The sequence below is a fragment of the Dyadobacter linearis genome (assembly GCF_907165045.1).
Lineage (GTDB): Bacteria > Bacteroidota > Bacteroidia > Cytophagales > Spirosomataceae > Dyadobacter > Dyadobacter linearis.
The window spans coordinates 35,435-47,471 of sequence record NZ_CAJRAU010000007.1 but is presented as its reverse complement, the minus strand read 5'-3'; the positions used below and the strand labels follow the sequence as shown (position 1 = coordinate 47,471).

The following is a 12,037-nucleotide window of genomic DNA, read 5'->3' as shown; positions in this document are numbered from 1 at the left end:
CATTGAATGTGTTAAAAGCTCCTTGCATCATTTTCACGATGCGATCAGAAGAGGAAGCCAGCATGTCGTGCAGGAGCACGCCTGTTGCAGTTCCGGGTTGTTAAAACCACGAAAAACAGATATCCGGACCGACTTGCTTCATCTCGCGAAAGCATCGTCAACTTTGAAAAAGGCAGGTCTCCTGGCTTGTAACCTGACGTTCGTCCTTCCCAGAATTTTGAATGATTGAATGACTGAATGACTGAATATTCAATCATTCAATCATTCAGTCATTCATTCATTTATTATTCCAGTGGACGCTTATGAACGGCAGTTGTTTGCGTTACTTACAGTTGCGCGACAGCTCGTGATTCTCACACGATTCCCTATTAATTTACTGGTTTGTAAAACCTGTTTCTGTTGGAAAAAAGAATGTAAAGAACTCGTTATTGGGCCAAAGATATGGTAAATGTTAACAAAGTAGATTAAAAAGATCTAGCTTTGCCGCTTCATTTGGTGTCCGCCTTTGGCGGAATTAAAAGGGAATCCGGTGTAATTCCGGAGCAGTTCCCGCTGCTGTAAGTTCAATTTACAAGCTTCTGACATAATGCCACTGGGGTGCAATTTTGAATGATAGAATGATAGAATGAATGAATAAAAACATTCAGTCATTCACTCATTCAAAATTCAAAATTGACCTGGGAAGGCGTTAGAAGTTGAACGAGCCAGAAGACCTGCCAGTTGAGAATATCCGTTTTGCTTTCGGGAAGAAAGGCGATAGGATGTTGGCAGGGCGTGTGCGTCTTTGCCCCTCCTCTTGTATGCTCCTGTTTCCAATCCGGATAAGTTCAGTGCCTTTTGGGCGAAACCTTATTCGATTGTTATGGTCAATTACTTACTTGTCGATTCCCTTCTTTTAGGCATCCAGCATTCTTTTGAACCCGATCATATGGCGGCCGTTTCTGTGCTGGCCATCGACGAAAAGCAGGGTCCGGCGCGGCGCTGGAAGCTGATCTGGCGGTCGATGCATTGGGCGCTGGGGCATTCTTTGAGCCTCATTTTGTTTGCGGTTTTGGTGCTGCTGCTTAAATCTCAGCTTTCGCTTGAAGTCTCCGGAAAAGTCGAAATGCTCGTCGGGCCTTTGATGATCTGGCTGGGGATTGTGGCGATCAGGCGAAATTTCTTGCCGCGGGACGCACGAATTTACAGGAATCCGCCGCAGCGGGTTAGCCGCTCTTTTTGGGTGGGCATGGTGCATGGGCTCGCTGGCACGGGCGGGGCTTGTGCGGTGGCGCTTACCCTGGCGGCGAGTGATGCGCGGACTGCTGTCTGGATCATCATCATTCAAAGTTTGGGAATCATTCTTTCCATGTCCGCTTATGGCTATTTTTTTGCTTTATCAATCAGCCGGTATGTCTCCAAACGTGAGCAGTTTTTCAGGATCGTCAATTATCTCGTAGGCGCTTTTTCTATTGTCATCGGAGCAATCACGCTCTCCAATTCATTTTAATATTGAAAACATTTACTTACCAGATCGCAGCATTGCTGACGATTTCGCTTTGTGCAAAAGCACAGAATCCAGTTGCAGATTCAAGCAAAACCAATTTGCTGAATCCCATCGTTGTCACGGCAACACGCTTTGAAACGCGGAAGGAAAATCTCGCGCAGCAGCTTACGATCATTTCCAGTGAAGACTTAAAACTCACCCCGGCCGCTGACATTACCGACATTGTGCGCAAGCTGGCGGCCGTTGACGTGATTCAATATCCAAACTTGTCTTCCGGCATCGGGATCCGCGGATTCCGGCCGCAATTTTCAGGATTAAATCAGCGGACATTGCTGCTGATCGATGGCCGTCCGGCGGGTGTTACTAATTTATCGCAGATCAATTTGAATGGCATCGAGCACATTGAAGTGCTGAAAGGGCCTGCATCTTCTTTGTATGGTTCGCAGGCAATGGGCGGGGTGATCAACATTATCCGCACCAAATCACAAGGCCCAACCAAGGGAAATGCATTTGTAGAATATGGCAGTTTTACGACCATGCAGGCCGGGCTTAATGCAGGCGGTAACCTGACCAAAAAGCTCGACTATGATGTTTCGTTCGCATATTTTAAGCGTGCGAAGGATTATAAAATAGGAAAGAATAATCTGCTCCGGGATCTGTTTGGGTTTGAAAATGCACAGAAAAATTACACGGATATTCCGGTCGAGCAGGTGGATGAAACGGTTATGGACGGACAGCGCAGGCCATTTACAAACCTGCATTATTACACGGGCCGGGCGCGGCTGGGCTATCAATTGAGCAAAAACTGGCGGGTGGATGTAAGCGGAGAAAATTTTGTTGCGAGAAACGTGGAATCTCCCGGCGAAATATCATCCGGAAGTGCGGAGGCGAGTAAAAAAAATAATGACAGAAATGCGGTTGACGTGGCTGTTTCAGGCATAATCGGAAATCATGAGCCAAGCGTAAAAGTCTTTCATGCACAGGAAAATACAAAAAACTTCACGCTGAATGTTGCGGGAAAACCGGTAACGCCTTTCCGCTCGGCCGAAGGAGAAAACCAGTGGACTGGGGCACAAATTAAGGACTCCTGGAAGATCGGGAAGCACACGATCATGCTGGGGTATGACTATCTGAACGCCCAAACGAGCAGCCGAAGATGGAGCAATGACACGACCGAGCGGGCGCCGACGCAGCCTGCCTATTCAATCACTTCGTCGGCTTTTTACGCACAAGCGCTTTTGAACTATAAAAAATGGACGCTGCAACCGGGTGTGCGCTATGACAACATTACATTCAATGTAAAGGAAACAGCGCTTTTGCCCACTTATCAGGCTGGCAAAAAAACGACGCCATTCGTTAGCCCGAGCCTGGGAATCACCTATGCGCTTACCTCAGATCTTCGGCTGAAAGTGGCAACGGGCAGAGCATTCGTCACTACGGACGCTTACTCGGTGGCGGGTTATAATGAGGTTAAAGATGCCAAAGGAAGGATCGCGGTCACGGCTGGGAATCCGGATTTGAAAAATGAAAGCAGTTTGAGCTGGGACTTTGGATTTCAATATAGCAAGCCAGGTTCCGGGCTCGCAGCAGGGCTTACTTACTTTTCAACGAAGGTTAACAACCGAATCGCTAAGATTATTAATGTGGTTAATGAGCCGCAGGGCGATGGCGAGGTCATTGTTTCGAGAGCAACATTTGTGAATGCGGCGGACGCGGCGATCCAGGGAATTGAGACGGAAGTTTCTTTTGATTTTGGTGTGTTTCAGGATTATCGCTATTCATTCAAAGCATTTGTTACGGGCTCATCCTTGCTAAAAGCGAAGGAACTGATCGTTGGAACAGACGCTTCTGCGGTGGAACGTGACATTCAGAATGTGGCTAAAAATACATTCAACTACGGCGTTCAGTATGACAATCGGAAATGGCTGCAATTGCGCCTTTCCGGAAGATCGGTCGGCCAGCGCAAAGACATTGACTACACCGACCCGATCAACCCGGAAATTGAATATCCAAGCTATGCCGTGATGGATTTTGCGGCATCATTCAAAGTCAATGCACATCATTCACTAGGCCTGAAAATCGCCAATCTGACGGATGAGAATTACTACGAAAAACGCGGTTATAACCTGCCGGGCAGAGCGTTTTCGATGCGTTATAATTTTTCTTTTTAGAAGCAGATACCTGGTCTCAGGTTTTCTACAATAGGATGAATGCGAGAAAGATAAATCTGCGATGAGATTTTTATCCACAGATTTTGCGGGAACAGTTTTTATAAATGCGTTGCCGCTTCAAGTTTGAAGCGTATTCGTCACATCAAAAACTAAAAGAAAATGAAAAAGGTAATCCTAAGTGTTTCAATGTTCCTGTTACTTGCAGCGGGCACATCTTACGCACAATCGACCGGAACAAGTTCTCAGCAGAACCAGACAACAAATCAAGGCGGAAGTTCGACGCAAGGTACAGACAAAAACAAGAGCGGTTCATCTACCAGCGGAACAACCGGACAGTCCAGCGGCAGCCAGGTCCAGGGATCAGGTAACACCGGCACATCAGGTACTACCGGAACATCAGGTACTACGGGTAGTCAGGGCCAGACAGGAAGTTCCAGCAGCACTTCGGGAACCGGACAAACCGGCGGCAGCCAGGTACAGGGAACCGGAGCTACAGGAACTTCTGGCGCTACCGGAACCGGAACATCGGGCAGTACAGGTACATCAACTACCGGCGGTCAGAGCCAGTCGGGTAGCTCCACTAGCAGCTCGGGAACAGGAACTACCGGAACTTCGGGTACAACCGGAACATCGGGCAGTACAGGTTCATCAACTACTGGCGGTCAGAGCCAATCAGGAACCTCCACCGGCAGCTCAGGGACAGGTAGCACTACCGGTACCTCTGGCGCAGGAACATCGGGAACTTCTGGCAGTCAGAGTACTGTGGGCCAGGATTCCAGAGGAACAGGAACCACGGATGATTCTAAAAAATCGAAAAAACGGAAGAACAAACAAGGTAGCAATACCGGAAGTGGTGCAGGTACCACAAATGACTAAAATCAGAAAAGACGCATAACCAGTAAGCCCGGCCGAACTACGACCGGGCTTACTGATTTTATAGACTTATCTTCATCAATTTCTTCTCGCCTACATCCTTCTGCATTTTCTTCGGGCTTAATTTAAATACTAACAAACCATCCGATTGTCAGCCAGAACTGCTGGGCCTTTGCCGGATTATCGAACTCATTCACCCGGTATTCAAAACCCAGCTCTATTTTATTGCTGTCGGTGGCATTGTATCCCAAAGCAAGTAAGCCCCGGATTTCAAGGTCCGCTTCGCCATCTGACCACAACCCGAGATACTCGTTGTTAACTTTACTATAAAATTCCCTGGGGTCGATCTGCCGGCCGTTCAGCGGCATTTCTATCCCCAAACGGTACCGCGCCCGGAATTCCACCGGTTCGGCCGGACTGAACGTTTCATCGGTCACGATCCGGTGCGCTAGGCTTATTACTTCGAAGTTTTTGACATTACTGAACTGCTGAATAAGGCGGTGAGTAAATTCGCTGCCTTCCCGCCTGACCAGATAGCCCGCCCCGACAGTGTTGTCGGCCGAGACCTTCCTGGTGAGTACCGTGCTCAAATCGGTCCTTTCGTATCGTAATTGGCGGCTGGTGGCTGATCCGGGCTCCTTTTCGAAAAATATTTGTCGGGCTTCCAGTTTTGTGTTCAGCTTCCAGCTCTCTGCAATTTTTATATTCACATTCAATTGAGGAATCGTACCGGTGCGGAAATTGGCCTGACCAAATACGGCTACCGGTAATATAAGCAGAAGCAAAATAGAGGGAATACCAGATCTGTACATCAAAAAATCAGATTATCAGTGTTGCGTTGAACGATCTCGTGGACACTTACAATTATTCCGTTTTCCTCAGCCAGTACTTCATAATAAGTTTCTGTTTTATCTTTGGAGCCCTTTAATACCAGCTCATATCTGGTCATCACACCCTTTGCAGCGATGTTTTGAATCACCGATTCTTTCAATGCTTCCACCGGTCCCTTCCAATGAAGCTGGGTTTTCACGATTTTATAATGCGAAAATTCCTTATTCAGGTTCTCCTTCAATTTCTCCCGACTATCAGGCTGCATTTCATTGATACCCGACAATATTTCAACATCCTGAATATTCCCCGATTCATCGAATTCGATACTATACCGCCTGCCCGCATATTTCAGCTTCGCCTCTATCGATTTCCCAGTAAGACTTTCTTCCCCGTACCAGTGGATTTTTGATTTCTTGAACACAGAAGAAACGAAATCGGCTGCTGCTTGCGGAACTGCGTCCGACTTAATGCTGAACTCACGTTCATACTTTTTTTGCCCTATACAGGGTGTCCACAGCAGCCACGCCAGCAGCGCAGTAACCAGGCTTATATATGATTTGTTAATTATCACCAGAACATACTTGTTATATGGATACGTAACTATGCAAGGCCAGGCGGGCAGCAATAGTTCTCAATTTGATGAATAAAATTATACATAGTCGAAAATGCAAGTGGCACCATTTTTAAATCAGGCACCATTTTGAAATTTGTATCGCTCCCAAATATGACCTCCCTGATCGAAGAGTTTATTAACCAAGCAGGTTACTTAGCAATCTTTCTCCTGATGCTTCTGGAAAACGTTTTCCCTCCGCTGCCGTCAGAAATCATACTGTCAATCAGCGGCATTACCGCAGCTCAGGATGAATTAAACCCGTTTCTCGCAGTCCTTTCCGCGACTATCGGCTCATTGGCGGGTGCAGGTTTCTGGTATTGGGTCGGAAATAAAGTTGGCCATGATCGTTTGGAAAAGTGGATCAGCAAAAAGGGTATGTGGGTCGGACTTTCGGAAGAATCCTACCAAAAAGCGCTCCGGTTCTTCGACAAGCACGCCACCGCGGCGGTTTTCTGGGGAAGAATGGTACCAACTTTCAGAACTTTCATATCGATCCCCGCAGGATTGGTAGCGATGAAACCTGTTAAGTTCCTGATTTACACCTTTGCTGGTACGCTCATCTGGTCGTCGCTCGTCTTTTTCGCCGCTTTTTATTTTGGGAACAAATACCAGGGAGCTTTTGACACGGTGGGAAAGGTATTCAATTTCATCATCATCGGCTTGCTCCTGCTCTATGCGGTTCAGCTCGTCATAAATTTAATTAAAAGAAAAAAAGAGAAATGAGCACTCTGAGGGACACTGGTACAATTTTTATGTAGCCCGCGCCATTTCTCACCTAAATTTTTTCTTGTATGTTCTATCATGATGGAAAACTTCAGTACAATGTAAGGGTTGACAAACCAAACCCTCAATTTGCAAAACTTCTTCAGCAAGCTATCGGAGGGATAGAAGGCGAAATGCGTGTATGCCTGCAGTATCTATTTCAAGCATGGAATTCGCGGGGGCCCAAGAAGTACAGGGACATGCTCCTGGAAACAGGGACCGAAGAAATTGCGCATATTGAAATGCTGGCCACGGCTGTATGCCTGAACCTGGAAGGCTCGTCCAGTGCATTGAAAGACGAAATGGCGATGAGTAACCCGATGGTGGAAGCTGTAATGGGCGGACGCGACCCGCGACATATCCTGTCTGCCGGCTTGGGCGCAATGGCGTCGGATGCCAATGGTGTTCCATTCAATGGTTCCTGGGTCGTAAGCAGCGGGAATATCGCAGCCGATATGCACGCAAATGTAATGGCCGAAGCGACGGGAAGGGTGCTTGCAACACGTCTGTATGAAATGACCGACGACGCAGGTATGAAGGATATGCTTTCGTTTTTGATTGCACGTGACACCATGCACCAGAACCAATGGATGGCGGTACTGGAAGAGCTTGGACCAGATACCCACCCCATTCCGAACAGTTTCCCGGCGAATTTGCAAAATGAAAACGTGGCTTACAGCTTCATTAGCACAAGCATGGACGGCACCACGGCCAGCGGACGGTGGACGGAAGGCACTTCTATCGACGGAAAAGGAATATTTACATTGGAAAAAGCGGTCCCTACCGGAGGCGAACCTATGCTGGCGCCAGCTGACAAGGAGATTCATGGACAAATTGAGCAAGGTGTAAAGCCTGACGCAGACTTTCTGGATAAAGTGAAAGACATTATCACAGGTTAGTTTGTTTCAGTCCATTTAGCGCAGAGGCGGCTGGGTTCACTAGCCGCCTCATTTCTGTTATCAACGCAGCATATTTATGAAAGCAACTTATCACAGCCTCCGTTTTCTCTTACGCAGCGTCCTGGGAATTTCTGTCGCTTGGCGCATTGTCAGCACTGCCCTGCTCGAATACCTGCTCATAGATATAAGCTCTCAGCCCATTTACACTTTTAGTGGCCAATTGTGCCTTCGCTTGTAACTCAGTAGCTGCCGACATATCCCCTTCCCGGGCGAGGTTATTTGCAGTCAGATTGAGCAGCATGATGGATTCATCCAGGCTCCGAACAGACTGCCATAATTTCTTTTCAATTGTTTCCCTTATTTCATGTAAAAGCGACCCTGACGAGTAACCGTGTCCCGTATGGCAGCGGAACCGCATAATTTTCCCTTCATTGATTTGAACCATAGCCCCGCCGCAGTCCGGGCAGCTGAAATGGGATGGCTCTCCGGTCTTTAGAACGCCTTTTTCAAACCCATTATCCTGGGCAGCAATGTCTGTCTCCAATTTAAGCCGCTCTTTTTCCTCTTGACTCGCAGATTGTTCTGTTCTCATTGCTTTTGTTGTTAGCTCAACCAGCAATGCACTGATCTGGTCAAGCGGTACTACATGATCAACATTGACATATTGTAATACGCTCGAAGGCATACTGGCGTACAGTGCGTCGGCAGGCTCTTGCACGATAGTAACCCCGCCCATTCGCTGCACCGACCACATGCCTGAGGTCCCGTCGTCGAGCATACCTGTCAGCACGACACCGATCACCCCGGTTCCATAACTGTAAGCGGCAGACCGGAACAGGGCATCAATGGACGGACGAAACCGGTTTTCCTTTGGGCCATGTTTGACCAGGATACGCCCGTCTTCAATGAGCATGTGCTGATTCGGTGGGGCCAGGTAAATGTTGCCTGGCAATATGGGCTGTCCATCTTTGGGATGCCGCGCAGGTAAAGGCCCAGTCCTGGTCAAGATATCAGGCAGGTGACTCTTTGAATCAGCAGCAACATGCTGGACGATAAAAATCGGTACCTGAAAATCCGAAGGCAGGCCGGCTACCAGTTGTTGCAGCGCAGCAACGCCCCCTGCAGAAGAACCTATCACAATTACATAAGGATTTGTCATATTTTTTTCAGGCTTAAACCGTGTTTGCATGAAGCGCACGGTTTTATTAAAACCGTTCCAAAGCGGTTGCAGGTAGGCTGGGCGTGCGACTGCCTGGCCGTTAAACTATCGTTCGCGCGTTTGCTTGCTGGGCCAGCATACAGATGAAAATGTGGCTTTATTAAACGTTTGGCATAATTTTAAAGGCCCCCCTGGCATTTCTTATCATATATTGAAGTCTGGGTTTGGCAAGCTGACTGAATACATCATGTGTAGAGGAGGTATTACAGCAAATAACTTCAAATATGGAAAAGGCTATTGTTTTTCTGGTCGATGATGATGAAGATGACCGAATGCTCATCTCACAGTCATTGTTGGGCCTGATAGATTACCTGGAGATCAGAGAAGTCAGCAACGGTTTCGAGCTTTTGAACCTAATATCCAGCGCAGAACTCGAAAAGCCTTCGTTGATATTGCTTGACATGAATATGCCAGGGTTAGACGGACTAGCCGTGCTTTCATCGCTAAAACAAGACCTTGACAATAGGATGATACCGGTCGTCATGATGTCCACTTCTTCGGACAGGAGTTGGTTGGCGAAGCGTACAGGCTTGGGGTTAATGCTTTCATTAAAAAGCCGGTTACACCTGCTGAATACGAACTGGCAGCTCAGGCAGTGAATCTGTGCTTCCTTAACTATTTAAATATATCGCACTTCCCTCCGGTAGCTCCAAACAATCAATCAGAAACGATCATCATTATTGAAGACAGTGATGATCATTGGGCGTTGATGAACGAAGCATTTAAATATAGCAGGCCCACCCTGAATCTGATCAGGCTTAGAAATAAGAGCAGCATGCTTGAATTTCTTGACAAATGTTACAAGGAACTGAGGCCCGCTCCGCAGCTGATCCTGCTGGATCTATACCTACCCACCAGAAAAGAAGGGCTGACTTTACTCGAGTCGATCCGTTACTTTATTTCCATCAACAATCTTCCCGAAACCCCGATAATCGTTTTTAGCAACTCGCCTGACAAAAAAGATATTAATGCATGCTATCAACGTTATGCGAACGCTTATATGGTAAAACCGACTGACCTCAGCCAGTGGCCGCTGCACTTAAACAGCTTGTCCTATGTCTGGAAAAGGGCGATACGTTACCCCGTTTCGAACGATTCCAGACGTATTTAGACGCACATTTCTCACTGCCAAGAGAGCCTCAAAATCGAACCTAACAGGCACTTCCAAGGTTTTTCCGACCTCCCGGGTTAAATTGCATGACTAAATTTTATGCAATGTTTATAACCAAATTAGCCAATCGGGAATCTGGAATTATCCTGTACGGCATTACACCTCCAAGACTGGAAAGTCCGGAAGAGAGAATCAGTGAAATTGGTAAAGTGCAGAGTGACAGGGTTATGGCGCTTGGTGCCGATGGACTTATCATTTACGATTTGCAGGATGAAACATCCCGGACTTCGCAGCAACGCCCATTCCCATTCACACCAACATTGGATGCATGGACATTTGCCGATCAGTACATTCACATATCGGGAATCTCCAAGATTGTTTACTGTTCAGTAGGCAAGCGTAATCCAGAGCAAATGCGGAATATCATGTCGTCAATATCCGCAGCCGATTCACTTGTCCTCGTTGGCCTTCCCTCCCGGGAAGAAAAGGCTGTTATGCATTTGAAAGACGCGTATAACCTTTGGAATGAAGCTCGGACCGGAGGAGTGCTGGGAGGAGTAGCAATTGCAGAAAGACATTCATCCGATAACGCAGAGCATATTCGATTGCTAAAAAAAGCCTCTGAAGGCTGCTCCTATTTCATAACCCAGTGCGTCTATAACCTGGAATATATGCGAAAACTCGTCACTGATTTATCAGCCGAGTGCGAAACAAGGGGACAGCAGGTACCATATATGATATTTACATTAACACCTTGTGGCTCGGGCAAAACCCTTCAGTTCCTGAATTGGCTCGGAATTAATGTTCCCGATCATCTTTCCGAAGAGCTCAGCCAGAGTGAAAACATGCTGGAAAAATCCATTCATATCTGTCTTGATATTGCAAGGGATATCGCGGAATTCTGTCGGCAAAAGAATGTCCCGTTCGGTTTTAATATTGAGAGTGTCTCTGCGAGAAAATTAGAAATCGAGGCTTCCGAACAACTTTTAACCAGTGTAAAAAGTTGGCAAACAGAGTTGGTCAGATACTAGCACGGTTCTAACACAAAAAAACCTTCCGGTGTGGAAGGTTTTTAAGCTTAAAATAAGTTTGTGGAGAATATCGGATTCGAACCGACGACCTCTTGCATGCCATGCAAGCGCTCTAGCCAACTGAGCTAATCCCCCGTTCAATCTGAGTAGGCGCTCAGCGAGTGCAAAGATTAAACGGAGAATCATGATAAACAAGCCCGGCAGGAATTTTATATCGCCAGTCGCTGGATTGACATATTATCGCCGGCCACCGCCAAATACTCTGGAAAGTAACCAGATTACAACTGCAATGACCGCTACTACAACTATCACACCTGCCCACATACCGGTCTTGAAAATGCCGCCTACTACTTCGCAGCTTGTCAGGGAAAATGTCAGGAGGAAAACAATCAGGTAACTCAGGTAGGCTTTCATGGAAAGTACTGTTTAGGTTGAAAACTTTGAAGTAATAACTTAAAAAATCATTCCAAACCAGCAAGTAGGCTGTTATTGGTAAAAATCAATCGGGATCAGCTTCTGCCTATCATTGACCAGGAGTTTTTCAAATAACCTCACCGTCGCCTCTGCGTCGCCGTGTGCGCGGTGGCGGTTTTCAATACCTATTTCCAGGCTCTGGCAAAGATTTCCCAGGGAATACGATTTCAAGCCGGGAAATATCTTCCGGCTAAGCTGCACGGTACAAAGCAGATCACGCTGGAAGTATTCGTCAAAAGCCCCGAATTCCCTTTTTATAAATCCATAATCAAAACGCACATTATGTGCGACGAAATAAGCGTCTTTGGTCACGGCCCGCACTGCATCCTGAACTTCGTAGAATGTTGGAGAATCCTTTACCATTTCGTTATCTATCCCGGTCAGCTTCGTAATAAAGGGTGGGATGTAAATCTCAGGATTGATAAGGGAATGAAAAAAATCGACCGTTTTAAGACCGTCGTGCCTGAAAACTGCAATCTCAGTAATCCGCGCCGCGCCTCCTCCTCCGGTAGTTTCAATATCAACGATTGCGTACATGTATCTTTATCAAGTTGCCTTTTTACGCAA

The 12,037-nt window shown here is 47.0% G+C and carries 13 protein-coding genes, 1 tRNA gene and 2 riboswitches; of the genes, 8 read left to right on the top strand and 6 right to left on the bottom strand.

All coding sequences use genetic code 11. From position 1 onward, the window contains the following. Positions 1–154 precede the first annotated feature (154 nt). Positions 155–409, bottom strand: a riboswitch (cobalamin riboswitch). Between the two features lie 67 nt (positions 410–476). Continuing rightward, positions 477–735: riboswitch (cobalamin riboswitch) on the top strand. 127 nt (positions 736–862) lie between these two features. From KOD92_RS21300 to KOD92_RS21290, 3 genes are all read left to right on the top strand, one after another. Then, the gene (locus tag KOD92_RS21300) at positions 863–1,489 is read left to right on the top strand and encodes a cytochrome c biogenesis protein CcdA (RefSeq protein WP_215235630.1); all 627 of its coding nucleotides are present in this window, start codon (positions 863–865) and stop codon (positions 1,487–1,489) included. Between the two features lie 2 nt (positions 1,490–1,491). Next, a complete protein-coding gene (locus KOD92_RS21295) occupies positions 1,492–3,657 on the top strand; it encodes a TonB-dependent receptor plug domain-containing protein (RefSeq protein ID WP_229254790.1) in 2,166 nt (721 codons plus the stop codon). A gap of 159 nt (positions 3,658–3,816) precedes the next feature. Then, positions 3,817–4,533 (top strand): hypothetical protein, encoded by a 717-nt coding sequence (locus tag KOD92_RS21290; protein ID WP_215235629.1) that lies wholly within the window; start codon positions 3,817–3,819, stop codon positions 4,531–4,533. 122 nt (positions 4,534–4,655) lie between these two features. Here the strand turns inward: KOD92_RS21290 and KOD92_RS21285 are convergent, their stop codons facing one another. Together KOD92_RS21285 and KOD92_RS21280 are read right to left on the bottom strand one after the other, a co-directional pair. Next, positions 4,656–5,342, bottom strand: coding sequence for a DUF2490 domain-containing protein (locus tag KOD92_RS21285; RefSeq protein WP_215235628.1), 687 nt, complete (start codon positions 5,340–5,342; stop codon positions 4,656–4,658). Next, positions 5,342–5,932 (bottom strand): hypothetical protein, encoded by a 591-nt coding sequence (locus tag KOD92_RS21280; RefSeq protein ID WP_215235627.1) that lies wholly within the window; start codon positions 5,930–5,932, stop codon positions 5,342–5,344. Before KOD92_RS21280 ends, KOD92_RS21285 begins: the two co-directional genes overlap by 1 nt. Before the next feature lie 129 nt (positions 5,933–6,061). Between KOD92_RS21280 and KOD92_RS21275 the strand changes: the two genes are divergently transcribed. Further along, positions 6,062–6,697, top strand: coding sequence for a DedA family protein (locus tag KOD92_RS21275; RefSeq protein ID WP_215235626.1), 636 nt, complete (start codon positions 6,062–6,064; stop codon positions 6,695–6,697). Between the two features lie 68 nt (positions 6,698–6,765). Continuing rightward, entirely contained in the window at positions 6,766–7,635 is an 870-nt protein-coding gene (locus tag KOD92_RS21270; protein WP_215235625.1) for a manganese catalase family protein, read from the top strand. 109 nt (positions 7,636–7,744) lie between these two features. Here the strand turns inward: KOD92_RS21270 and KOD92_RS21265 are convergent, their stop codons facing one another. Further along, positions 7,745–8,824 carry a chemotaxis protein CheB gene (locus KOD92_RS21265; RefSeq protein ID WP_229254789.1) on the bottom strand — a complete coding sequence of 360 codons (1,080 nt, stop codon included), beginning with the start codon at positions 8,822–8,824 and terminating at the stop codon, positions 7,745–7,747. Positions 8,825–9,078: 254 nt separating this feature from the next. Between KOD92_RS21265 and KOD92_RS21260 the strand changes: the two genes are divergently transcribed. From KOD92_RS21260 to KOD92_RS21250, 3 genes are all read left to right on the top strand, one after another. Further along, on the top strand, positions 9,079–9,453 hold the full coding sequence (locus tag KOD92_RS21260; protein ID WP_215235624.1) for a response regulator: 375 nt from the start codon (positions 9,079–9,081) through the stop codon (positions 9,451–9,453). After that, positions 9,450–9,965, top strand: a complete 516-nt coding sequence (locus KOD92_RS21255; RefSeq protein WP_255567398.1) for a response regulator — start codon at positions 9,450–9,452, stop codon at positions 9,963–9,965. The genes KOD92_RS21260 and KOD92_RS21255 overlap by 4 nt, the downstream gene beginning before the upstream one ends. 104 nt (positions 9,966–10,069) lie before the next feature. Beyond that, a complete protein-coding gene (locus KOD92_RS21250) occupies positions 10,070–10,996 on the top strand; it encodes a methylenetetrahydrofolate reductase (RefSeq protein ID WP_215235622.1) in 927 nt (308 codons plus the stop codon). A 61-nt stretch (positions 10,997–11,057) separates the two neighbouring features. Here KOD92_RS21250 and KOD92_RS21245 read toward each other — a convergent pair. The 3 genes from KOD92_RS21245 to KOD92_RS21235 form a co-directional block, all read right to left on the bottom strand. After that, positions 11,058–11,131 (bottom strand) — tRNA-Ala (locus KOD92_RS21245). A gap of 102 nt (positions 11,132–11,233) precedes the next feature. Next, positions 11,234–11,410, bottom strand: coding sequence for a hypothetical protein (locus KOD92_RS21240; protein WP_215235621.1), 177 nt, complete (start codon positions 11,408–11,410; stop codon positions 11,234–11,236). A gap of 72 nt (positions 11,411–11,482) precedes the next feature. Beyond that, entirely contained in the window at positions 11,483–12,007 is a 525-nt protein-coding gene (locus KOD92_RS21235) for a 3'-5' exonuclease (protein WP_215235620.1), read from the bottom strand. Between the last annotated feature and the right edge of the window lie 30 nt (positions 12,008–12,037).